Here is a 24,372-nt window from a genome sequence, read left to right on the forward strand (position 1 = left end):
TAACAGGTAAGGACAGGAGAAGATGCAAATGATACAACAAGAAAAAATGAAAATGAGAGCGCCCAAAAGAAAAGTCAAAAAACGAACTTCAATCGCCGCTGTAACCCTGGTGTTAACCATGTTAGCCCCATTATCTGCAATGGCCGCACCGGCTGCCATGAAGAACAGTAACCTTACGTATGAGGCAACAAAGAAAACCGTGATAGAAAAAGCTAAATTACTGACCGAGACTTACGGTACGACTAGTCTGCAATATGCGCTCATTGATGATGGAGAGATTGTGGTGTCCGGTCAAACGGGCAAGAACGATATAAACGGCAAGGTACCTCTAACTTCGAACACGATCTATGGCATCGGCTCAACCAGTAAAATGATGCTTACCGCCGCTGTAATGAAGCTGGTTGACGAAGGCAAGATTGATTTGGATGTGCCTGTTGTGAACTATATCCCGGATTTTAAAATGAAAGATAACCGATACAAACAGATTACCCCCCGTATGTTGCTGAATCATTCCTCCGGTCTTCGTGGCACCTCAAGCAGCAGTGCCACATTGTACGGAGATAATGACACGTATTCACATGATACGTTTCTAGAGCAATTGGCCAATCAAACCCTGAAGGCAGATCCCGGCGCATACTCAGTCTACAGCAACGATGGCTTTACGTTAGCCGAGATTCTGGTCGAAAGCGTTAGCGGCATCGGTTATACCGCATTTATACACAAGTATTTCACGGAGCCTTTGGATATGAACCATACCAAGACACCACAGGATGTGGTTGATCCGGCAGAAATGGCGGGAATCTATTCCCCTTTTTATGAGGGACAACTTCCAAAAGAGAATTATAATATCATCGCTACTGGAGGTCTGTATTCCACCGCTGAAGATCTGGTCAAATTTTCAAGAATCTTCACGGGAGAGGTCAATGGCATTCTTTCCAGTAAGTCGGTAGAAGCCATGGCGCAAGAAGAGTATAAAAGAGGCATGTGGCCAGAGGATAGTGATACGCTCATGTCTTACGGGTTAGGGTGGGATAGTGTGAACTTGTTCCCATTCAACGAATACGGTATTAAGGCAGTTATGAAAGGAGGAGATACGTTATCTTATCAGTCTTCATTAGTGGTACTTCCGGAATACAACATGGCTGCAGCCGTTATCTCTTCAGGCGGGTCAAGCTTAACCAATCATTTCATTGCCAATGAATTATTACTCAGCGCACTTGAGGAAAAGGACATTTTTACAGAACGGAAGTCGGAAAAATCATTTGGCGTACCCGTGAAGGCAGATATGCCTAAAGGAATATCCAAGTATGCAGGTATATATGGCGGTAATAATTCGGTTATGAAGATCAAAATAAATACGGCTGGTCAAATGACTGTATCTTCACTTACAGCTCCGAGTAATCCGGCTCAAGAATACACATATACAGCAGATGGTACTTTTGTTAACAACGAAGGTACAGATAAGTTGAAATTCGTTGTGGAGAAAAATGGGAATACCTACCTGTGGTCACGATCTTATATATCCGTTCCAGGACTCGGACAGCTGGCTTTCTCAGAATATAATGCGGAGAAGCTTGAAGCCAATGAATTATCCAAGGAGATTAACGCCGCATGGGCAAAGCGCGATGGTAAAAAATATTATCTAGTGAATGAGAAATACACATCAATGGTCTATCTCAATGCTTCATCGATCCTGCCTATTCATATAAATAAAGAGAATCCAGGGTATATGTCCAATCATAAGATTATTGGAGCAAACGAAGCAGCCAATCTTTTGCAGATTCCTGGTACTGCCGGACGTGATACGATGGACATTCAGTTCTCTAAAAAGAACGGAGGAGAGTATCTTACAGCCTTAGGTTATGTATACGCCAGTGAGGAAATGGTGAAACCAATCTATTCGGGTAAACAATCCGCAACAACCATTCAAGCAGATGGATATGCCAAATGGTTTTCGGTACCAGCGGCTGTCCAAGGCAAGGTCATGACAGTTAAAATGCCTTCAAAGGGTGCCTTTGCTGTCTATAATCAAGCAGGTATTTGTATGAACCATACCGTAGTCAGTGGTAAGAACGAGGTCGTATTACCGGAGAACGGTAGCATCGTATTTGCAGGAGAAGTGGGTTCCAAATTTGAGATTTCATTGAAATAATCTCGACGAGCTGTCTCTAGGGTCATGACTAACCTAGGGACAGCACTTTTTTTGTTAGGTACAATAGAGGGGGCCGTAACAATCCGTCTTGTCATAAACATTAATGTTAAGTAAGATGTACAGGTAGGAGGATTCATACCATGTATAAGAGATTAAAGAAAATAAAAAACGTTGCCGTTTGACGTCGTTCCTAAATGTTGTTTTTAATGTCATTTAAAAAACGAATTTAGGAAAGAGGTATATCAACCATGAATAACAATCCATTTAAGCATTGGACAGAGGTCCATTATCTAAAAGAGCGAATCAACAACCCGCTGATCGACGTTGGAGAGCATTCTTATTATTCTGGTTACTACGCAGGTGGAGAATTTGAAGACATCTGTGTTCGATATATTTGGGGAGATCAAGAATCGCAACAGATGTACAATCCTTTTGAAGACTATGGCTGGACTGTTGATAGAATAAAAATCGGTAAATACTGTTGTTTTGCGAGTGGCGTCGTATTCATGATGGGCGGGAATCATAATCATAATTCGGATTGGATTACAGTATATCCATTTCAAGAGATGATTGTTGAATCCTATAAACCGAAGGGTGATACCATGATCGGTAATGATGTATGGATTGGGTCTGAAGCGATGATTATGCCAGGCGTAAAAATAGGTGACGGAGCCATTATCGCATCAAGAGCAGTCGTTGCAAAAGATGTTGAGCCCTATACCATGATCGGTGGAAATCCTGCTAAAGTAATAAAAAAACGATTTACGGATACGGATATTCAAATTTTATTAGAAATCAAGTGGTGGGATTGGAAAGAACAAGATATACAAGATGCTATAGCGTTATTATCCAGCTCTAACATAGACGGATTATATGAATTTTACAAACAAAAAATAATATAATTCTTTATAAAAATTAACAAATCAAGAAAAAGAACCCACATTATTTTTGGGTTCTTTTTCTTATTCTCATAAGTAAACTTTTAGAAAATTGCTTACTTCTTATTGAGAAAAATGGATATCACCGGCAATTCTTGCTTTTCTCGATATTGCTCGCGAATCCCTATCAAAATGACTCTTATTTAAACATACTTATACGATGTGTAATGTCCTTGTACCACGTGACATGGCGCAGTTATAATCAATGAATGAGCGTTTATTTGTCTTTTATTATCACTCACTCTAGCTTGGAAGGAGCTGTGCGACATGTCCGGGATGACCAAAAAAGCTTTATCCTCCACTTTAAAAGCCATGATGGAACGATCGTCACTCGATAAAATCACAGTCAAAGATCTCGTTGCAGACTGTGGCGTGAATCGACAGACGTTTTATTACCATTTTCAAGATATATATGATCTGTTAGGTTGGATCTATAAGACGGAAGCGCTGGATAGTATCGCGAATTATCGTACATACGACACGTGGCAACAGGGTTTTCTTAAGATATTTCATTATGTACTGGATAACAAGAAATTCTGCATGTGCACCTATCGTTCCATGGGGCGGGAACATCTGGACCTGTTTCTCCACCAAGCGGTATTCGAGCTGCTTATGGGCGTCATTGAGGAAGTTAACGCCAATAAGCAGGTGGGGTTGGAAGATAAGAATTTTATCGCGAATTTCTATACCTATGCGTTTATCGGTATTATGTTGGAGTGGATCAGACACGATATGATGGAAGATCCAGAGATGATTATCGATCGATTAAGTGTCCTGATTGAAGGCGATATGGAGAAAGCAATTAAAAAATACGTGAAGAGTTGCTAAATTCCGACGCTAGTTATTCTATCTGATTAGACAATAAGAGGGTTGTGTATGAATTTTATACACAGCCCTCTTATTGTCTAAGGTAATCGTTCCATCGGTGCAGTATATTGGACTCACAGACAAACACAATTGAACATATGGAGGTTACATCGATGAAAAAAGAATTCGGAAACAGACAAGTTTACTTTGTTGGTGGCGGTCTAGCATCTCTCGCGGGTGCAACTTATCTTATACGTGATTGTGACTTTCCAGGAGAAAATATTCATATTTTAGAAGGCATGCACATTCTCGGAGGAAGTAATGACGGCGCCGGTGACAAAATGCAAGGTTTCGTATGCCGCGGCGGTCGGATGTTGAACGAAGAAACCTACGAGAATACATGGGAACTGCTATCATCCATTCCTTCCATGGAGCAAGAAGGTGTGTCCGTATGCGATGAGATTCTAGCTTTTGACCACGCGCATCCCACACATGCGAATGCTCGTTTAATTAACAAAGACGGTGAGGTACTGGATGTGATGTCGATGGGCTTTAACACGGCTGATCGATTAGCACTTGGACGATTGATGATCACACCGGAGGAGAAGTTGGACAATTTGCGAATCTGCGATTGGTTTGCAGACACACCCCATTTCTTCGAAACGAACTTCTGGTATATGTGGCAGACGACATTTGCCTTTCAGAAGTGGTCCAGCTTGTTTGAATTCCGACGCTATATGAATCGTATGATGTTCGAATTCTCTCGGATTCAGACACTTGAAGGGGTTACGCGTACGCCTTATAACCAATATGACTCCATTATTCAGCCGATCAAAACCTACCTGGACGGGTATGGTGTTGATTTCAGCTTGAAATATACCGTAACAGATCTCGATTTTGCAGAAGGTGACGGAATCACAGTTACAGCGATCCATTATGAGCAAGATGGCAAATCAGGCGTGATTCAACTTCAGAAGGACGATCTGTGTATCGTGACGAATGGCTGTATGACCGATAATGCAACGTTAGGTGATTTGAACACACCTGCCAAAATGGTGCACGAGAATCCGATGTCAGGCAACCTGTGGGCGAAGATCGCAGCGAAGAAAGAGGGACTTGGGAATCCAACGCCATTCTTCTGTAATCCGGAGGAGACGAACTGGGAGTCCTTCACCGTTACTTGCAAAGGGGATAAGCTACTGAAAATGATTGAGAAATATTCCCGCAATAAACCGGGCAGCGGTGCGCTAATGACATTCAAAGATTCGAATTGGCTGATGTCCATCGTTGTTGCGGCGCAACCTCACTTTAAAAACCAACCAGCAGATACGACAATATTCTGGGGATACGGCTTGTACACGGATCAAGAAGGCAATTATGTGAAGAAGCCAATGCGAGATTGTACAGGGAAAGAGATGCTTATTGAACTACTTCACCATCTGCATATGGAAGAAGATATGGAAGAGATCATGGATAGCGTCGTGAATGTCATTCCATGCATGATGCCTTACATTGTGTCGCAATTCCAGCCTCGTGCCATGAGCGATCGTCCGAAAGTGGTACCAGATGGTTCGACGAACTTGGGTCTGATAAGTCAGTTCGTTGAAATTCCTGAAGATATGGTATTCACGGAAGAATATTCGATTCGTGCAGCGAGAATTGCCGTCTATACCTTGATGGGATTGAATAAGAAGGTCTGTCCGGTAACACCTCACATGTATGACGTTCGCACCTTGTTGAAAGCTTTGAATACCTCATACAGATAAAGGAGGAAGGACGCGATGAATGGAACATATAACATAACGATGCAAACCCCCATGGGATTGGAAAAAGGAACAATTACTTTTATGCAGGATGGTGACGCGCTTAGCGGGTCATTGAACATCCTAAGAGGCAGTAACGCTTTTTCGGGTGGACATATTGAGGGAGATGCGTTCGAATTCTCAGGGGAAATCAAGAAGTTAATTACCAAGATTCCTTATACGGCAAAAGGATCGATTGAAGGAGAGCACTTGACGGCTGTAGCGGATACGAAATACGGCAAGCTCTCGATCAAGGGAAATCGAGCATAGTAAGAATATTTAAAAAAGGAATATCCATTCTCCTAACCAAAGGGCATTCGCTGAATATCGCGAATGCCCTTTTACTGGCAAAAAGTTATCAAATCCATCTTCGTTAGGGTTGCTCGGTTACGTGTACCAGGACTATTGAGCATATGCCATGCCGTATACTGTTCGGCATATGGATTAACAGCTGACATGCCGTCAACAGGAACAACAACACCAAATCCTCGGAATGCAGCGCTCGTGGCGGTGTGGAGGACTGCGCCATTTGCAGCATATCCAGTAATGATTACGGTTTGTATACCATGCCCATGTAAAACTTTTTCTAAATCGGTGCCGTAGAACTTATCTACATTCGATTTAACAACAGGTTCATATGGCGAGGGGCTTAACTGCGGGGCAATATCTGAAACAGTTCCTGTATGTGTAAGACTATAGACAACTAACATGTTATGTTTACGTGCTTGCTCCAATAGATTGTTAATCTTCGGGATCGAAGCTATACAACGATCATTATTGCATATTGAATTCTCCATATCTAAGATGAGGAGCGCACTCGTTCTTGGGTCAATACAGATTGCTTTTAACTCGGGTGCAGGCGGAGCGATGACGGTACTCCATTCGTCAATGATGGTACAATCCGTGCGCCAATTACCACAAATGGGGCAACGATATCTCATAATAACCCTCCGTTATCTTTCATTCCTAACAGCCTATGTCGCACATAAAAAAAGGTGAAATGGAAATCAGAAGACCCTTTTGGGGAATGCTAAATGATATAGAGGATAAGGAGGCTAATTATCATGAAAATGATCATAACCCAAGCGGAAGCAGTGGAAAAAGGGATCTGGCCTGAAGTGATGAAAATGTTCGGCTTGGATGATGAGGATGAGATATGGCCGAGCGAGGAATATATTTTGACGGAAGAACAGGCCCGGAAGCTCCATTTAAAGTAATCGCTAAAAGTATGCTTTCGAATATCGATCAATCCATACAAGTCTGCGTAGTACGCGGGCTTTTTTGCGTTTCAGTGTGCGTCCGGAAAATATGAATGAATATAATCACTATTTACAACAAATGATAATTTGTCTATTATTAATATAGATATAACAATAAAACGTCTATGAAATTATCTTGCCAGTTCAATAAGCGAAAAGAGGAGACACAATGAAAATACCTGAATCTAGGAATCATAAACCTGTTATTATTTCGGACAACTATGGGAAAGTGGATGGGCGATTCGCTAATAATACAGATGTAAAAGCTTTAACTTTGGGATTGACCCCATTGAATGATGAAGGAAAGACCCATATTTCCGCCGATCTATGGAGATACACAGAGGAAGAATGGTCCGGACAGTCAGAGGAGATACCTCTCCATCGCATTCTTGATTTGTCCATTCTTCTTTGTAGCGCACTGAACCATTTTAGTGAAGCCTATCGATACGATCATTTATATGATCCGCAGAATCCTGTTATCGAGCGGATTGGACTGCAAGGGAATGCGATGACAGTGGCCGTGTGTACGGATAATGATGAAATAAATGAGGATATCAAGCTGTTCAACAAAGCATTGAGCGATAACGGTGAGATGATCGGAGAACGTCTGCGAACATTATCGAGATTATTAGAGGATTTGGGGTATTCATAATGAGGATGGAACAATATGTATTGTCACCAGGGAGAGAATTGACGGATGAAGAGAAAGACCTTGTATGGCAAAAGCCATTATCGCATAAAGTGAGCGAGGTCGAACGCCGAATCTGCAGTGAAGTGAAGCGCAATTGGGATCGTGACGAGATGAAAATTTCCAATATTCTACTCGAAGGAGATGCCGGTTCCGGCAAGACACAACTCGCCAAAGCATTGTCGGCGAACTTCAGGTTACCTTACACCAAAGTAACTTGCTTTGCGGATATGGATAAATCGGATATCATTGGAGCCATTTTACCGGTGCTCTCTTCGGATCGAATGAATGAGTTTGATACTGCAGACCAAACTGCCTTGAGCGCATTATATGAGAGTGATGGCTTTCAGAGCGCAACGGAGATTTTAATAGCTGCGCTGGGGATAACACAAGAAATGGCTTCCGTGAAGATGAGGCAACTACTGAAGCTGGCCTCAGATAACGCCAAGGATGAAGCCGTAGAGTATCGATTTTACCCATCCGAGATCGTGAGGGCCTTTCGACAAGGCTATCTATTAGAAATACAAGAACCGAATGTGATTCGAGATGCTGCCGTATTGATGGCGCTAAATTCTGCCTTGGAGCTGGATGGCACCATTAATCTTCCAATGGAAATCGTTCACAGGCATCCGGATTTCATCGCGGTTATCACGGCAAATCGCAGTTATGCAGGATCAAGGCCGCTCAACGAGGCGCTGCGTGACAGGATTCAGCATACGGAGAAGATGGACCTGCCGAGCAAGGAGATTATGATCGAACGCGCAATGGCCAAAACCGGCTTTAGGGACAATGAAGTGCTCGATGTTTTGGCAGATACAATTATTCTGTTGGATAAAACAGCCCGGGCAAATGCGATTAAAGGTGTGGCCGGCATGCGTTCCTATTTCTATTGGGCCGATGCCGTTGGAAGGGGGGCTTCCGCAAGTGATTCCCTTTACCATAAAGTTATCTACAAGATCACAACCGATTCAGAAGAAATCAAACTGCTGGAAGATGCGTTGGATGGCCAAGGTTTGTTGGGGAGATTGGATGAAGTCCCCAATGAAGTAAAAAAAAACGAAATTTAGACACCGTGGAGATCGCAATCGAGGAAATTCATACAGACACTGACTTGATCCCTGAGAACGAAGCTGAGGAAGAAGGGATTTCATTCAAAAAGTCCGCTGATAGCGAAGAGAGTTCATCCATCAGCTCGGATGAGTCAGAGGATTTGGTGAGTACCGATTCGGGCGAGAACGGATCACCGAAATATCATAAAGGCAATCCTGAACCCATGTCGGAGGAGGAGAAGCAAAAGGAACGGGACTTTCGCAAAAAGCTGAATCGAGTCTCTAGGGAATTTGTATCCGATTCTATTCATAAGGCTGTTAAGCTTATTGTTCACCGACCTGAATATGATGCGACCAACCAGGAGGAGTATTTCAATCTGAGCAAGGGGCTTATGCCCATCGTACGTGAAATTGCCAGAACGACGCTGCCGCTCTTAGAGCATGAGGTAAGCACGGAATTTGCAAAGAACCATTACTATGGATCTAAATTTCAGGCCGACAGCGTAGCCTACCGAGACTTCAGGTATTTTGCTAAGAAACGTCCCCCGACGGAATCCCCTGGTCTTGTCGTCGGTTTGAGGGTAGATGAATCCGCATCGATGGCTGCTTTCGGAAGATTGGAAGCGGCAAAGCGTGCAGTCATAGCAGTGTATGAATTTTGTCAAATTTGCAATATTCCGATTCTCATCTATGGAGATACGGCAGATGTCTCCCGACTAGAACAGATGTCGATCTTCGCTTATGCCGATTATGATAAAATGGATTTCCGTGATCGGTTCAGGTTGATGGGAATTCGTGCGCGAAGCAATAACCGAGATGGTATGGCTCTGCGTATTATGGCAGAACGGTTAGCTGCTGCACCCAAGCAAACAAAGCTGTTAATCAGTATCAGTGACGGGCAACCCAAAGCAATGGAAGACTATACTGGAAGCCTTGCCATCCAAGACATGCGGCAGACGATTACTCATTATGAGAGAAAGGGAATAACTTTCCTCGCAGCAGCCATTGGTCAAGACAAGGATGTCATTAGCCAGATCTATGGCGGAGAGAGATTTCTGGATATTACGAATCTGAATGAATTGCCTGCAAAATTAGTTCGGATCATTTCTCGATATTTATAAAATGACTAAACATTGAGCTCCAAAAATAACCCGACTGATCGAGGCACACGACGTGCTCTGATCAGTCGGGTTTTATGTTGTTTTTAAAAGGTTTTGAATAATAGTAGAAAAACAAACATTTAAAGTTAAATATTCAATTATTATTTCATCCGTTATCCCGTACACATATAACTGCAGTGAAATCATAGTAATGGAGGTTAACCATGAAGCCTATGAATTCCAGCAGACCACAACGATGGCTTGCTACCATTCTGATCGCGACGACGGCGGGTTATCTAATGCCTATATGTCCGAATGTCCATGCGGCATCGGCCGGCGATTTGGCGTTGATTCATCCCGTCACGGTCTCTTCCACTGAAACAAGCAGCTTTACCGCTCAGAAAGCGGTAGACGGTGATTCGACGACGCGCTGGTCGAGCCTTTACACAGACGGGGAATGGATTGTGGTGGATTTGAGTCAAATCCACGAGATTAACGGTGTTAAGCTGAATTGGGAAGCAGCATACGGCAAGGGGTACAAAATTCAAGTCTCAACGGACGGAAATACGTGGAAAGACGTGTTCACAACGAACGCGGGAGACGGCGGATTTGATTACATAACGTTTGATCCGGTTCGTGCCAAATATGTCAAAATGCAAGGAACAAGCCGTGCTACGAATTATGGATACTCTTTATATGATTTTGAGGTGTATCAACCGACGAATGAAGTATCAGGCATTCAAATGAACCAGACGAGACTCACGATCAAGGAAGGCGAGATGGGCCAATTGGAAGCGTTACTGCAGCCATTTAATACGACCAACAACCGAATCAAGTGGACAACTAGCGATGAGTCCGTTGTGAAAATCGCGAACGAAAGCGGCGGCAAAGTTATACTGGAGGGCTTGAAGGAAGGTACGGCAACCGTGACTGCGGCAACGGCGGACGGCAGCAAGCAGACAACGGCGACAGTTAAGATCGCTAAGGAAGTCATCAATCCGTTCAATCCCAATTACCGCGCATACGAGCCTCCACCATCCACTTACAAATATAATGAATTTCAACTGGCAGGCAGCGTGCAATTCGAGAAGAACAACACACAAATTCGATCCTTTAAAAATAAATGGACCGTTCGCGTACCAGGGCAGACCGTAAAGGACGAATTGGACTTAAGTGATGTTACCGTTACCGGATTGCCGAATGGATTAAGTTACGATGTAAAGAAAAGCTCCAATGAGACGATCGACATCATCGTGAAAGGCAGCGCCGCTGTTCCAGTTCAAGACGATACACCCATTCAAATTGTAGTGAAGAAAAGTGCATTTGGCGGGACGAAGGATCTCGATCAGGTCCCAGCGATGATCCATTATGGGGGTCTTGAAATTCCATCGTCCCCTCAAGTCGACTGGGCAAACCAAGAGATCGGGATGTTCATGCATATTAACCGTCATCCCAATGGTTCTGCCATTCCACCGTCACAAATGACATTGTCAAAATTGAATACGGATCAATGGGCAGATGTTGCCGTAAGTTTAGGCGCGAAATATATGGTTGTCGTCATTAAACATATGGACGGGTTCGCATGGTGGAATTCCCAGGATAATGTTCTCGGTATCCATCAGACACCTTATAAAGACGGAAAAGGCGACGTCATGGCGGATCTCGTGATATCCGCGAAAGAGCGCGGACTGAAGCTTGGATTCTATCTCTCCCCGCAAGACAAGGCATTTGGCACCGGATTGGGAGGAACGATCAGCGATCCGATCAAAATGGAAAAATACGTTGATTATTATGTGCGCCAGCTGCAGGAGTTAACGACGAAATATGGCGATATATTCGAAATTTGGTTCGATGGCAATTTGGACCCTCGTCTTGTAGAGCGCGTGAAAGAGACAATCGACCGCAATCAGCCGAATGCCATACAGTTCCAAGGCACATACAACTTGGTTCGCTGGGTAGGCAACGAGGGGGGAAGTAAACCGTTCAAGCCGTGGAATACTGTCTCTCAAGTTGGTCTGGACCGTTTCATGAACAAAGAGGGCGATGTGACAAGCGACTATAGCGATCCGAACGGCGTTTACTGGCTGCCGAATGAGACGGACACCAGCTTGCATGAAGGAGGAACTTACGAAGGGCAATGGTTCGGAGGCACGCCGAAGCCGCTAAATACATTGGTGAATGCCTTTTACAATTCCGTAGGGGAAGGAACAAATCTGCTGCTGAATGTATCACCGCAAACCGATGGTATGATCCCCGATAATTATGTTCAACGGGCAAAGGAGTTAGGGACCGCCATATCGGACCGGGTCGGTTATCCGCTTGCCATCACCAAAGGAGAAGGCAAGTCGATCGAACTTGACCTGAACGGTACCAAGGAGATCGACCATATTATTGCTATGGAAGATATCGCATTTGGCGAGAGAGTCCGAAAATATTCGTATGAAGGACAAAAGGAAGACGGCACATGGATCAAGCTGGCGGATGGCGACGCGATCGGCCACAAGCATATCATCCGAATCAATCCCGTTACCGTCAAGAAAGTTCGCCTGCAAATCAGCGAATCTGTTCTGACGCCGAAAATATCGAAATTGTATGTCACTAGAACGGGTACCAAAGCCATAGATTCAACACCGCCAACGATTCCATCCGAACTAAAAGCCGAGGTGAAGAACGATACTTCCGTTACCTTATCCTGGATCGCCGCTTCCGACCCGGAAACAGGAATTAAACAATATAATATTTACCGTAACGGGATAAAGGTCACAGAAACATCAGGTACGAATTACATTGATAATGGATTAACCGAATCGAATGAGTATACCTACCAGGTATCGGCTGTGAACGGTCAAGGCATGGAAGGAGAGAAGAGCGGTGCAATAACCGTGCGTACAGCAAAGGATACGATTCCTCCTACAGTTGACAAAGTGACATCTCTGCTAAATGATAAAATTTCCGTTACATTCAGTGAGCCAGTCGATCCACAATCCGCTCAGAATAAAGGAAATTACGTATTGAATACCCCGATCTCCGTGCGTTCTGCCGTGTTAGTGGACGATAAGACGGTGGAATTGACGCTGGCAGCACCACTTGAGGAATTGAAAAGTTACATCCTCACGATTTCCGGGATTAAAGATCGTGCGGCTGCGCCGAACACGATTGCATCGAATACGAAAATGACATTCACGAGCAATTCGAGCCTCGAACAATATTTTCATTTCAACGAGAATCAGGGCAATACCGTGGTCGATAAAGTAACGGGTCACGCTAGCGTCATTCACGGTTCCACTCCTGTCTGGGTTGAAGGCAAAGCTGGTAAAGCACTCGACTTTAATGGCAAGGATCACTCGATCATTATTGATCCGATTGTTACTCGCTCTAACTTCACGTTATCAGTCTGGATCAATCCGCGTTCATTTGATGATAAAAAAATGATTTTATCTCAGGGACAGCAGAACAAATCTCCATATCAATGGGATTGGTGGATTTCAAAAGGGAGAATGTATTTCCAAATAACAAACGAGCTTGGCCAAGATTTTGGTCTATATGAGTTTGTTACGCCGGCAGGCTCGATCCCACTTAATGAATGGTCCCATGTTGCCGTTACTCGGGATGGGAATAAGTATAAAATGTTTATCAATGGCGAGCAGGCAGTAGAGAAAGTGATCTCCGGATTTATCGATCAACCCTATAACCCTTACCAATTTCGGATTGGTTCTAGATTGAATGAGAACGGTTCGACATTGGTGAATGTGTTCGATGGCGCGTTAGACGAAATCCGGTTATATAGCAAGCCGCTATCAAACGATGAGGTGCGCAAACTATACACATCCGTAAACGTTGTTCCTTCTAAAGATCCGGCTGCTGTATTCTCCGGTGCGCAATCGGTGCAGGCGGGCGTGACCTTCAAGCTGAATTTAGGATTGGAAAGAGTTAAGGGGGTTTATGCCCAGGACCTTGACCTCAATTTCGATCCTAATGTGTTCGAATTCGTATCGGCAAAGTCATTGCGAACCGGAACGGAGATCCTGCAAACAGTGAAAGAACCGCAAGGTAAGCTTCGGTTCATTCTTGCAAGCCAGGGAGCTGACCAGGCTATTGACGGGGATGCTCACATATTGGAACTAACGTTACGGGCTAAAGGTTCAAATCAGGATACGTCCGGGATAATTGCGTTAAACCAAGCGGTTTTAGCTAACGGGCTTGGTGAAGAGACGCTTCTTCCGGAGCGATCTGCGAGAATCGAGATTACCGCAGCCGGTATGATCGAAGATGTGAACAAAGACGGCAAGGTCAGCGTTGGCGATCTGTCGATCGTCGCTGTCCATTACGGCAAAGATCAATCCAGCAGCGATTGGCAGGAAGCGAAGAAAGCCGATGTGAACCACGATGGCAAAGTGGACATTTCCGATTTATCGATGGTTGCCAAGAAGATCATTGGCGGATAAAAAAGTCTATTTCGAAGGAGGTTCATAGGGTGATCCAGAGTAGTATTTTGAAGAGACTGGCATGGGTTACGGCAGTGTCATTCACGTTGTCCTTGTTGAATATGTATGCCTTCAATTCACAGGCCGCTGCGGCGGAGGTGAACGTTAACACAGCGAAAGTCCAGACTCAAGCTCTAGCAGCCGAAGCCCCTGTTAAAATTGTGCAAGCGCATCAATGGTCTGATAAATCGGGGAGTGTGCAGATCGTTCAAGGTACTGCGCCGGATGGCAATGCAATCGGAAATATAGCATCAGGCGATTGGACGAAATACGCCGGGATTGACTTTGGAACAGGCTCGTATGATACATTCATGGCTACGATTGCGGCTTCCCCGTCCGAAGCAGGCAGGAAAATCGAAATACGATTGGATTCACCAACCGGAACGCTGATCGGAACGTTAACCGTCAATTCTACGGGGAACGTGGCTTTGTTCAAAGAACAATACGCATCGATTACGAATGTGATAGGGGTCCATGACGTATATCTCACATTTCCAGATGGTTCTATTGGAAGTATGAACTGGTTCGCGTTGGGCCAGACGCCCGACCATGAGACCAAAGAACAGCGGGATCAACGAATGCAATGGTTCAATGATGCGCGCTTTGGCCAATTCATTCATTGGGGAGCCTATACGCAGCTCGCCGGAACTTATAACGGCAAGACAGTAAACGGCGCTGCAGAATGGATCATGAATTATCTGAATATCCCAAAAGATGATTATATTCAGCAAGCAGCGGCCCCGTTTAATCCGACGCAGTATGACCCAAAAGCATGGGTCGATGTGATGAAGCAGGCAGGGCAGAAATATATGGTGATCACGTCGAAGCATCATGACGGGTTCAGCATGTTCGATACCGGGGTCAACGGATTCAAGGACTACAACATTGTGAAGACTAGCGCCTATGGAAAGGATCCGATGGCGGAATTATCGAAAGAGGCGAAGAAACAAGGCATTAACTTCGGTTTCTATTACTCCATATTAGAATGGGTTAATCCTAAGGTGCCTGCGCAGAAAGAACTCTATGTATCCGAAATGAAGGAACAGCTGCGCGAGCTCATTGAGAAGTATGATCCTGATTTACTATGGTTCGACGGAGAATGGGACGCCTGGTGGACGAAGCAAGATGGGAAGGAATTATACAGATATCTTCGGACATTAAAAAATGATCTCATTATTAACAACCGTGTTGGAAAACGAGAATCGGATGACGGAGATTACGGGACACCAGAGCAAGAAATACCCGCGACAGGCCTGCCTTATATCTGGGAGACATGTATGACCATGAACGGTTCATGGGGATTTCATGCCAAGGATCTCAATTGGAAATCCACCAAAACATTAATTTCGAATTTGGTAGAAACTTCTTCAAAGGGCGGAAACTACTTACTGAATGTGGGACCGACGCCGGAAGGACTTATCCCGCAGGCAAGCGTAGATCGTTTAACGGAGATGGGTAATTGGTTAAAGCTTTATGGGGAGAGCATTTATGATTCCAAGGCGAGTATATTCGCAAGCAAATTCCCTTGGGGCTATTCCACGACAAAGAATGGAAAAGTGTACTTGCACGTGTTGAATCAACCCGTGAACAATCAAATCGTTCTTCCGCGGCTTTTGAACAAAGTGAACAAGGTTTACTCTCTGGCGGATGACAAGGTGACGTTAAATTACACGCTAGGGGAAGAGATAACGATAAATCTTCCTGTATCCTTACCGAACTCGTATGATTCCGTGTACGTTATCGATGTCGACGGAGTTCCTAAAATCCAGGTTTTTGAGAATTTGGCCTTGAAAAAACCGGCAACGGCAAGCAATTTCTATAAGAATGACGCGAATTACAATGCATCCAAAGCAGTAGATGGCGATTCTAGCACGCGATGGGCAACAGATGATCCTACGAATGCGGCCTGGCTTGAAGTAAACTTCGGGGAGAATACCACCTTTAATAAAGTGGTGATCGATGAATGGATTTATAACAACATGCTGCGAATTGCCGGGTTTGCGATCCAGTACTGGGACGGAACGGTATGGAAGGATGCTTATCAAGGATCGACAGCGGGTCCTTATAAGACGATAACGTTTGATCCTGTAACAGGGTCGAAAGTAAGGCTGAATATCACTTCCGTAACGGGGACAGCGGGTCCGACAATCAACGAGTTCCAAGTGTACAATACAGGTGTCAAAGCTAACGGCATTACACTTGACCAACAACAGCTAAAATTAAAGATCGGCCAATCGGGGCAACTGACGGCAACTGTGATGCCGGCCAATGCATCGAATAAGACCGTTCTCTGGTCGAGCAGTGACGACAGCGTGGCTTCCTTAGAAGATCTAGGCGATGGAAGGGTGACCGTTCGTGGCGTCAAGGCTGGCATAGCTGAAATTACGGCAACGGCAGTGGATGGCGGCTTCAAGGCAACGTCAATCGTCAATGTCGAAGCAGCGAATACCGATGAAGCGGCTGCTGCGCTGACAGCTCCGAATTCTGTAAAATCAGGTCAATCGTTCACCGTCCAGATCGATATGAATCAAGTGAAGAATAAGGTGTACGGGATGGACATCTCGATGAATTATGACGCTAACCTGATGGAATACGTCTCTGCAAAGTCCATACACCCAGGAATCAGTATCGTCGCATCAACCAATCCGCAGGCTGGGAAAATTCGATTCATCGTAGCTAGCGAAGGCGCGGACAAAGGTATTAGCGGCAATACGCCATTACTGACCTTAGATTTCAAAGCAAAAGACGTACAAGGAACCAAATCTGGTACGATCTCCGTAACTAACGCAACGCTAGGAGATGAAATGGGTACAGAAGCGACTGCATCGCAAGCTTCATTACGCATCGAGGTTACGTCTACGCCGAGCGTCGGTTCAGGAGATCTGAATCATGACGGCCGCATAAGCATCGGGGATCTTGCGATTCTGGCCTCTTATTACGGGAAGACCTCATCTGATCCGGAGTGGGATAAAGTCAAGGATGCGGATTTCGATGGCAATCATGTGATTGATTTTGTGGATCTTGCAGCGTTAGCCCAAAAAATTATCATAACATAAAGGAAGCTTATGAAATCCAAGAGGTCAAGGGATCGATGTTCTGCGACCTCTTGCTGAAACTGGTACCCATAGACTAGACACTTTCTGCCTGCAAAATTAGTTCAGATCATTTCTCGATATATATAATATATCTAACTCAAAGCCGCGAACATCGCGGCTTTTTGGCATTAACGTCCAGTTGTTGACAGGACATCTGAATTGTGGATATTATAGACATATAAGATCTATAATAGAGATAAAGATTTCTTTTCATACAAAAGGAGATGGAACAGATGTATAGTGAAAATTCGGATGCCGGGGTCTTATCAATGCTTCAGCCTCAAGCGGGTGAGCGCATCCTTGACGTAGGTAGCGGGAATGGGGACTTGATGGCCAAGATTGCAGCCGCAGGTGCGGTACCCACAGGGATCGACATGTCGGAGGGGATGGTAAATCGAGCGAGACAGAAGTATCCTGAACTGGACTTCGAAGTAGCAGACGCATCTCAGTACCGGACAGAGAACCCCTATGATGCGGTCTTCTCCCATGCAACGTTACACTGGATCCAGGATGCAACCAGTGTCACCCGTTCCATCTGGCTGGCGCTGCGCGATGGCGGCCGATTCGTGACCGAATTCGCCGGCAGAGGAAACGTCGCCGTACTAACCACAGCAATTCAACAAGCGCTTGCGTCACATGGTTATGCGTGGGCGGGGCGGAATCCGTGGTACCATCCCTCTATCGGCGAATTTGCCAGCCTACTCGAGCGGACCGGATTCCGTGTCATGTTCGCTCATCATTTCGACAAGCCTACACCGCTCAAGAGAGAGGCAGGAGTTCGGATCTGGCTCGACAGTTTCTCCGATTATTTCTTCCACGATGTTACTGCTGTGGACAAAGCGTCGATCTACAACGCCATCGAAGCGCAGGTGAAGCCACTACTATACCGGGACGGTCAGTGGATGATCGACACCAGTCGATTGCGCATCGTCGCCATCAAGGAACGCAGTTAAGCGTAAGCTTAGGCTTGGGCTTTTTTGTTGACTTTTCGAGGTCCAGATACATGAAATCATGCGAATTATTTACAATTCATTTTAATGCAAGCGTGATATAATCCGTATTATCACATAAGAGGGGAAAAGTGGAATTAATATGAAACGAATCACTCTTGCATTATTGGTTATTGGGCTTGTGTTAAGTATGAATATCACAGCGCCACACACGGCATCTGCGCAGAATGTGAAACAAAGCTTGCGAATTGGCTATTCCAATTTGCCTCGATCGCTTGATCCTGCTGCAGCTGCTGACAAAGGAACATCCTCTATTTTAAGAGGGCTATTCGAGGGCTTGGTGCGCCTTGATGGGAAAGGCCAAGCTGTGCCAGGCGTCGCTGAGAGCTGGAAGATTTCAACCGATGGCACAATCTATACATTCAAGCTTCGTCCCACCGCCAAATGGAGCAATCAGCAGCCAGTTAAGGCTTCGGACTTCGAATTTGCATGGAAACGGGCACTTGCACCTAAGGCTCAGAGTCCGCAAGCATTTAAAATGTTCATGATCGCAAATGCGGAAACCTATCATCAAGGAAAGCTAAAAGATGCTTCGAAGGTAGGGGTAAAAGCTTTAAACAATAATACGCTTCAGGTTACGCTGAGTAAGAAGACGTCATATTTCCTGCAACTGGTTACGGAAAATATCTATTTACCTGTCAATGAAGCCATCGCTCAGCGTGATCAAGCATGGGCGTACAATGCGAAGACAGTGGTAACGAATGGGGCCTTTCAACTGAAGGAATGGAACAGCAAGTACATGAAGTTAGTTAAAAACCAATCTTATTATGCAGCGAAAGATGTAAACCTAACAGAAGTGAATTTCCTTACACCCAAGCAGGGGAAGAGCATCGTAGATGCTTATAACAACAAAGAGGTAGATTGGATTAACCTGGACGAGGGGAACTATGCTGACTTAGATAAGAGAGCTCTAATCCATTCACACGTAATGCCTATTGGCGCTGTTTACTACTATCAGTTTAATTTGAGCGCACCCCCTTTTAATAACATGAAAATACGCAAAGCGTTAGCAATGGCTGTTGAGCGCCAAGAAATCACGTACGGCAAACCGGCACAAGGCATTATTCCATATGGCATCCGTGGTACGAAAGGGGATTTTCGTGAGGAAGTATCCGATAAGCAGTATTTCAATGAAAATATAACCCTTGCGCAAAAGCTGCTGAACGAAGGCCTGAAAGAGGAAGGGCTTGATGCGCTACCGCGTTTCACGATTATGGTCAACCAAGGCTTTGAACACCAGATTATTGCCAAATCCGTCGTTTCGAGCTGGAAAAAGAATTTAGGTCTGGATGCCAACGTGGAATCGGTTAGCTTCGAGGAGCTGCTGAATCACCGCGCTAACCAACAATTTACAATCGCAAGAGCAGGCTGGGGAGCAGATTATAACGACCCATCTTCCATATTGGAATATTTCACGAGCTGGAGCCCCGATAATGACTTAGGTTGGAGCAATGAACGGTATGATGCATTCATCATAGAGGCACAACAGACAAGTGATCCTAGCAAGCGCAATGAGCGCTATGGGCAAGCTGAGAAGCTGCTCATGGATCAGATGGTTATTCTTCCACTTTATTATTACGTCACCAATCCCATATATTCGTCTAATATTAATGATGTGAACGTTCTCTATGACGGGTCAATTGATTTTACAAGAGCACATATTCGCTGATTCAAAATTAGCTAAATATGAGTCAAACTTGATTCGGCGGTGTAGAAGCAATGTATAATAGACCTAGATCATCGGACTAACGATATCAAGCCATTGCGCATGTATCGTTAGACATCGATTGGAAAGGGTTGCAATACATGAAGAAAATCATCATTGTCGGAGCAGGAATTCTTGGGGCGTCAACCGCATACACGTTAGCCAAAATGGGGGCGGATGTCCTTATTATAGATCGCAAAGATCAAGGACAGGCCACGGATGCCGCCGCTGGTATCATCTGCCCCTGGCTGTCGCAGCGACGGAATCAAGCTTGGTACCGGTTAGCTAAGGCGGGCGTACGTTATTATCCTGGGTTAATCCATGAACTCAAAAGCGAGGGAGAAACAGAAACAGGTTATGCTCAAGTGGGCGCGCTTTGTATCCATGATGATATGGAGAAGATCAGAAAGATCGAGGAGCGGGCACGCATTCGCAAAGTAGATGCACCAGAAATCGGTGATATTGACCTGCTTCATGACGAAGAAACACTTAAGCGGTTTCCGCTGTTAGCCGAAGGTTATCATGCGGTTCATATCAGCGGTGCTGCCCGGGTAGATGGTCGTGCGCTCCGCAATGCGTTGATCCGTTCAGCAGAGAGGAACGGCGCTGTCTTGATTCAAGGCGATGCGACGCTTGAATATCAGTCAAATCGCGTTACAGGCGTTTCAATCGGCGATAAAAAATACTCTTCGGATCTCGTGGTTGTCTGTGCAGGGGCATGGGCCAATTCGCTCCTTGAGCCATTGGGATTACATTTTAAAGTGGGTTATCAAAAAGCACAGATTATGCATTTACACGTCCCCGATCAACAGGACACCGGCAACTGGCCGCTAGTCATTCCGCCATCTGATCAGTATTTGCTCGCGTTTGAGAATCAAAAAATCGTTATCGGGGCAACGCATGAAAACGATATCGAAGGCTACGATACACGCGTAACGGCAGGTGGTATGCAGGAAATCCTGAACAAAGGATTGCAACTAGCCCCTAAATTAGCATCGAGCACACTGCAAGAGATCAGAGTTGGGTTTAGGCCTTTTACCCCCGGTTTTCTGCCGGTGATCGGGGTCGTTCCTGGCTGGGAAGGTCTAATCACGGCCAATGGGCTGGGAGCATCCGGCTTGACGGTAGGACCTTTCCTGGGGAGCCAACTTGCCAAGCTCACGCTTGGCATGGAACTCGATATCGATCTGAATGATTATCATATTCGGCAAGCAATGGATGAAGAGTGATCCACACCTTCTAGATACCGGAAGCATGCGTTCATGTCAGGCTATCGATCCATCATGTGAGACAAAACATAGGTTCATGCAGCACCCAAAGCACCCAGATCGGGTGCTTTTTGTTATGGTTTTTGACAAATGAAATGACAATGATCACAAAATGTTCAATATTTTAGGCGAAATATAGCCCGATCGGGTCAACTCTTATTATTGCATTATCGATATACTGGCAATATTGAAAACTTGATATATGACATACGAAGAATGATCAAATCTCAAGAAAGGAGAACAACATGACGTACAAGCAGATCAAGTGGACAATCCTATTCATTCCTACAATCACCGTTGGATTATGGGAGTATGTCAGACACCAGTTTTTATTGCCTTATATTTCGATGGATCTTGGGAATTGGCTTACCCCTCTGATTGTATACCTCGTGAGCGTAACATTATTAAATAAGCTATTTCACATGTTAGAGAGAATTCGACGTGAATTAGAGCAAGAGAGAACTGCCAAATTCGCTCTGGAAGCCAGAGAAAACTTAGCCAAAGAACTTCATGACGGGATTGCACAATCGCTGTTTTTGCTATCTGTTAAGATAGATCGATTGGAGAAGAGCGATGAGCAGCAGTCGCAACTTCAAGAAATTTATAATATCAGAAAGACCGTTCACGAGGTGAATCGCTACGTGCGTCAAGCCATTTCGAATTTAAGGTACGAGGATACGGCGGTGAAGCTTATGAACTTGAATGAGGCGCTTGATGTTGAAGTTCAGAAAATAGCAAAAGAGGTTTATGTGGGTATCGATGTATTCTGGGAGCTCCAAGATGAGATGTTAACGCCAAAAGAAAAGGTCGAGCTGTTAGCCTGCATTCGAGAAGCTGTGTTAAATATCGAAAAGCATGCAAACGCGTCTAAAGGTTGGGTTCAAGGAGAAGGGGATAAGCAGAACTGGAGAGTAACGATCAAAGATAATGGCAAGGGATTTGTTGGTAATCCGTTCCAGCTGACAGATCGTTATGGTCTGAACATTATGAAGGAAAGAGCAGAAGAAATGAACTGGGAACTGAAGCTATTTCGGGATAACCACCTTACCCATATTATGATATCTAATCGAGAAAATGAGGTTGGTTGTGAAGTCAATCACAAGATGAAGATATGAAGAAGGCACAGCGGACTCTAATCTACCGTTTACTATGCATTGCGTTTTTACTTATATGTCATCAAGTATTGAATATGGAGGAAGCTCTGGCAAGTTCATCGATTGGCCAATTGAAGTCGCTTCAGGCGGTTATTGATCAGCTGGACGCAGGTGATGCGATAGAGCTTCCACCGGGTACATATGCTGGCCCTGCAACGATTGACAAGAAAGTATCCATACGAGGAAACAGTGAAGTTAAGCTGTTGAATCCACCCGGAGCGCCTGCGATTTCAATTCTCTCGGACGGGGTCCATCTAGCGAACATTCAAATTAAAAACAATGCCAGCGGCGACCAATCACCAGCCATTCTGGTAAAGTCTCACCAAGTAACACTTGAGGACCTTACGATTCAGACCAGTGGATATGGGATCATCCTTCGTGATGCCGATCGAGCAATTCTGCAGAACAATACGATCACATGGATCAAGCCTGAGGCGAATAAGCCGAAGCAAAAAGGCAATGGCATCGATCTGTACAATTCGAACGGTACGCTGATCAAGAATAATTACATTACAGGGGTAAGAGATGCAATCTATCTCGAGAAGAGCCGTAATGCGAGAATTCAAGGGAACAAACTGTCACGTACTCGTTACGGCATCCATTGTATGTATATCGACGGCTCTTCAGTTGTCGATAATGAAGGCCAATATAATATAACCGGAGCTATGGTCATGGGCGTGAAGAATGTCGTCGTGTCAGGGAACGTCTTTCGCAGACAAAGTCAAAATGTCCATTCGCAAGGGATATTGTTATATGATGTGCAGTCTTCTTCGATCAATAAAAACGTTGTAGAAGGCAATCGAGTTGGAATCTATATGGAGCAATCATCAGAGAATGAATTAAGTAACAACGCAGTGCTTCGAAATTTCATAGGCATCCAGTTGATAAATTCGAATAGCAATCAATTTGATCGCAACGAATTTATTGCTAACGTTATTGAAGCGGAGGCGGCAGATAGTCAGAAGAACAAAATGGTAGGAAATTATTGGGATTCGTTTCAAGGATTAGACCTGAATCATGATGGGACAAGCGAGATACCTTATGCGATTAATCCGTTCTATCAGCTTCTCGTCACGCAAACGCCAGCGTACCAACTTTTTTTCCAATCGCCTGGCATGACTTTTTTGAGTGACATGTTTACAAATGGGCAAGAGGATTGGTCTACAGACTCTTCTCCGCTCATGAACGCCGATTTTAGCCAAAGGGTATCAACAGAATCTGCAAAAGGATCCGCTGATGTTCTGGCTATAGGGTTGCTGCTTCTATGTACTGCGATTTATACAATAATCTATTTGGGGGTAATGAGAGAATGAAAAAATTAATTACGGTATGCACGTTATTTCTTGGACTGATCATGTTGGCTGGGTGTGGAGACAAATATGAGGCTCTTCCGATTAACGAAGATACAGATGTTTGCGCAATTTGTAATATGCAGGTAAAAGATGATGCTTTTGCAACACAACTGACAACGAAAGATGGGAAAAATGTTAAATTTGATGACATTGGTTGTATGCATAAATGGAAGGAGCAGCAAGGAACAGAGAACATAGGGATGGATTATGTTCGCGACTACAATAACAAAGAATGGATTGAATATGATAACGCAACTTACGTGTATGATGCTTCATTCCGCACACCAATGGCTTATGGAATCATCACGTTCAAAGATAAGAAATCAGCTGAAGCTTTCGTATCGGAACAAGGCGTAGGTAAAATTATGAACGCGAAAGATCTGGCAAGTCATAATTGGAAACAAAATACGGATAAGATGCAAATGATGGATGAAGATGGACACATGCATAAAGAAGATAAGAAAGGTATGGACATGAAAAGCGAAATGACGTCGAGTCACAAATAATAC

At 44.6% G+C, this 24,372-nt stretch carries 18 protein-coding genes; 17 read left to right on the forward strand and 1 reads right to left on the reverse strand.

The genetic code is table 11. From position 1 onward, the window contains the following. The first annotated feature begins 28 nt into the window (after positions 1-28). The 5 genes from AC3WU2_RS04390 to AC3WU2_RS04410 all read left to right on the forward strand — a co-directional run bounded on the left by AC3WU2_RS04390 (position 29) and on the right by AC3WU2_RS04410 (position 5,969). Positions 29-2,152 (forward strand): serine hydrolase domain-containing protein, encoded by a 2,124-nt coding sequence (locus AC3WU2_RS04390; RefSeq protein WP_492451607.1) that lies wholly within the window; start codon positions 29-31, stop codon positions 2,150-2,152. Between the two features lie 248 nt (positions 2,153-2,400). Further along, on the forward strand, positions 2,401-3,054 hold the full coding sequence (locus AC3WU2_RS04395) for a CatB-related O-acetyltransferase (protein ID WP_492451609.1): 654 nt from the start codon (positions 2,401-2,403) through the stop codon (positions 3,052-3,054). 303 nt (positions 3,055-3,357) lie between these two features. Then, positions 3,358-3,918, forward strand: coding sequence for a TetR/AcrR family transcriptional regulator (locus AC3WU2_RS04400; protein ID WP_492451611.1), 561 nt, complete (start codon positions 3,358-3,360; stop codon positions 3,916-3,918). A 104-nt stretch (positions 3,919-4,022) separates the two neighbouring features. Continuing rightward, a complete protein-coding gene (locus AC3WU2_RS04405) occupies positions 4,023-5,663 on the forward strand; it encodes an oleate hydratase (protein ID WP_492452186.1) in 1,641 nt (546 codons plus the stop codon). A 15-nt stretch (positions 5,664-5,678) separates the two neighbouring features. Next, a complete protein-coding gene (locus AC3WU2_RS04410; RefSeq protein WP_492451614.1) occupies positions 5,679-5,969 on the forward strand; it encodes a hypothetical protein in 291 nt (96 codons plus the stop codon). A 71-nt stretch (positions 5,970-6,040) separates the two neighbouring features. On the opposite strand, the gene AC3WU2_RS04415 is transcribed toward AC3WU2_RS04410, so the two are convergent. Beyond that, positions 6,041-6,640: a cysteine hydrolase family protein gene (locus AC3WU2_RS04415; protein WP_492451616.1), complete on the reverse strand. Its 600-nt coding sequence runs from the start codon at positions 6,638-6,640 to the stop codon at positions 6,041-6,043. Positions 6,641-6,763: 123 nt separating this feature from the next. Here AC3WU2_RS04415 and AC3WU2_RS04420 point away from each other — a divergent pair, with 123 nt between their 5' ends. The 12 genes from AC3WU2_RS04420 (at position 6,764) to AC3WU2_RS04475 (ending at position 24,369) form a co-directional block, all read left to right on the forward strand. Beyond that, the gene (locus AC3WU2_RS04420) at positions 6,764-6,916 is read left to right on the forward strand and encodes a hypothetical protein (protein WP_492451618.1); all 153 of its coding nucleotides are present in this window, start codon (positions 6,764-6,766) and stop codon (positions 6,914-6,916) included. A 211-nt stretch (positions 6,917-7,127) separates the two neighbouring features. Then, on the forward strand, positions 7,128-7,610 hold the full coding sequence (locus AC3WU2_RS04425; RefSeq protein ID WP_492451620.1) for a DUF6530 family protein: 483 nt from the start codon (positions 7,128-7,130) through the stop codon (positions 7,608-7,610). After that, positions 7,610-8,713 carry an AAA family ATPase gene (locus AC3WU2_RS04430; protein ID WP_492451622.1) on the forward strand — a complete coding sequence of 368 codons (1,104 nt, stop codon included), beginning with the start codon at positions 7,610-7,612 and terminating at the stop codon, positions 8,711-8,713. The genes AC3WU2_RS04425 and AC3WU2_RS04430 overlap by 1 nt, the downstream gene beginning before the upstream one ends. A 5-nt stretch (positions 8,714-8,718) precedes the next feature. Beyond that, a complete protein-coding gene (locus AC3WU2_RS04435; RefSeq protein WP_492451625.1) occupies positions 8,719-9,816 on the forward strand; it encodes a vWA domain-containing protein in 1,098 nt (365 codons plus the stop codon). A gap of 203 nt (positions 9,817-10,019) precedes the next feature. Beyond that, positions 10,020-14,240 carry a discoidin domain-containing protein gene (locus AC3WU2_RS04440; protein ID WP_492451627.1) on the forward strand — a complete coding sequence of 1,407 codons (4,221 nt, stop codon included), beginning with the start codon at positions 10,020-10,022 and terminating at the stop codon, positions 14,238-14,240. A gap of 29 nt (positions 14,241-14,269) precedes the next feature. Continuing rightward, on the forward strand, positions 14,270-17,335 hold the full coding sequence (locus AC3WU2_RS04445) for an alpha-L-fucosidase (RefSeq protein WP_492451629.1): 3,066 nt from the start codon (positions 14,270-14,272) through the stop codon (positions 17,333-17,335). Positions 17,336-17,607: 272 nt separating this feature from the next. After that, on the forward strand, positions 17,608-18,327 hold the full coding sequence (locus tag AC3WU2_RS04450) for a class I SAM-dependent methyltransferase (protein WP_492451631.1): 720 nt from the start codon (positions 17,608-17,610) through the stop codon (positions 18,325-18,327). 139 nt (positions 18,328-18,466) lie between these two features. Next, complete coding sequence (locus AC3WU2_RS04455) at positions 18,467-20,053, forward strand: peptide ABC transporter substrate-binding protein (protein ID WP_492451633.1); 1,587 nt, start codon at positions 18,467-18,469, stop codon at positions 20,051-20,053. A 137-nt stretch (positions 20,054-20,190) separates the two neighbouring features. Then, the gene (locus tag AC3WU2_RS04460; protein WP_492451636.1) at positions 20,191-21,318 is read left to right on the forward strand and encodes an NAD(P)/FAD-dependent oxidoreductase; all 1,128 of its coding nucleotides are present in this window, start codon (positions 20,191-20,193) and stop codon (positions 21,316-21,318) included. Between the two features lie 284 nt (positions 21,319-21,602). Next, positions 21,603-22,472 carry a sensor histidine kinase gene (locus AC3WU2_RS04465; RefSeq protein WP_492451638.1) on the forward strand — a complete coding sequence of 290 codons (870 nt, stop codon included), beginning with the start codon at positions 21,603-21,605 and terminating at the stop codon, positions 22,470-22,472. Continuing rightward, positions 22,469-23,824 (forward strand): right-handed parallel beta-helix repeat-containing protein, encoded by a 1,356-nt coding sequence (locus AC3WU2_RS04470; protein ID WP_492451643.1) that lies wholly within the window; start codon positions 22,469-22,471, stop codon positions 23,822-23,824. Before AC3WU2_RS04465 ends, AC3WU2_RS04470 begins: the two co-directional genes overlap by 4 nt. After that, on the forward strand, positions 23,821-24,369 hold the full coding sequence (locus AC3WU2_RS04475; protein WP_492451645.1) for a nitrous oxide reductase accessory protein NosL: 549 nt from the start codon (positions 23,821-23,823) through the stop codon (positions 24,367-24,369). The genes AC3WU2_RS04470 and AC3WU2_RS04475 overlap by 4 nt, the downstream gene beginning before the upstream one ends. The last annotated feature ends 3 nt before the right edge of the window (positions 24,370-24,372 follow it).

Source organism: Paenibacillus sp. EB106-05-06-XG162 (assembly GCF_058791655.1).

Coding starts and splice junctions, on each gene's coding strand:
- AC3WU2_RS04465 (WP_492451638.1), top strand. CDS start 21,603: ATGACGTACAAGCAGATCAAGTGGACAATCCTATTCATTCCTACAATC.
- AC3WU2_RS04400 (WP_492451611.1), top strand. CDS start 3,358: ATGTCCGGGATGACCAAAAAAGCTTTATCCTCCACTTTAAAAGCCATG.
- AC3WU2_RS04410 (WP_492451614.1), top strand. CDS start 5,679: ATGAATGGAACATATAACATAACGATGCAAACCCCCATGGGATTGGAA.
- AC3WU2_RS04395 (WP_492451609.1), top strand. CDS start 2,401: ATGAATAACAATCCATTTAAGCATTGGACAGAGGTCCATTATCTAAAA.
- AC3WU2_RS04425 (WP_492451620.1), top strand. CDS start 7,128: ATGAAAATACCTGAATCTAGGAATCATAAACCTGTTATTATTTCGGAC.
- AC3WU2_RS04430 (WP_492451622.1), top strand. CDS start 7,610: ATGAGGATGGAACAATATGTATTGTCACCAGGGAGAGAATTGACGGAT.
- AC3WU2_RS04420 (WP_492451618.1), top strand. CDS start 6,764: ATGAAAATGATCATAACCCAAGCGGAAGCAGTGGAAAAAGGGATCTGG.
- AC3WU2_RS04455 (WP_492451633.1), top strand. CDS start 18,467: ATGAAACGAATCACTCTTGCATTATTGGTTATTGGGCTTGTGTTAAGT.
- AC3WU2_RS04460 (WP_492451636.1), top strand. CDS start 20,191: ATGAAGAAAATCATCATTGTCGGAGCAGGAATTCTTGGGGCGTCAACC.
- AC3WU2_RS04390 (WP_492451607.1), top strand. CDS start 29: ATGATACAACAAGAAAAAATGAAAATGAGAGCGCCCAAAAGAAAAGTC.
- AC3WU2_RS04470 (WP_492451643.1), top strand. CDS start 22,469: ATGAAGAAGGCACAGCGGACTCTAATCTACCGTTTACTATGCATTGCG.
- AC3WU2_RS04450 (WP_492451631.1), top strand. CDS start 17,608: ATGTATAGTGAAAATTCGGATGCCGGGGTCTTATCAATGCTTCAGCCT.
- AC3WU2_RS04415 (WP_492451616.1), bottom strand. CDS start 6,640: ATGAGATATCGTTGCCCCATTTGTGGTAATTGGCGCACGGATTGTACC.
- AC3WU2_RS04440 (WP_492451627.1), top strand. CDS start 10,020: ATGAAGCCTATGAATTCCAGCAGACCACAACGATGGCTTGCTACCATT.
- AC3WU2_RS04475 (WP_492451645.1), top strand. CDS start 23,821: ATGAAAAAATTAATTACGGTATGCACGTTATTTCTTGGACTGATCATG.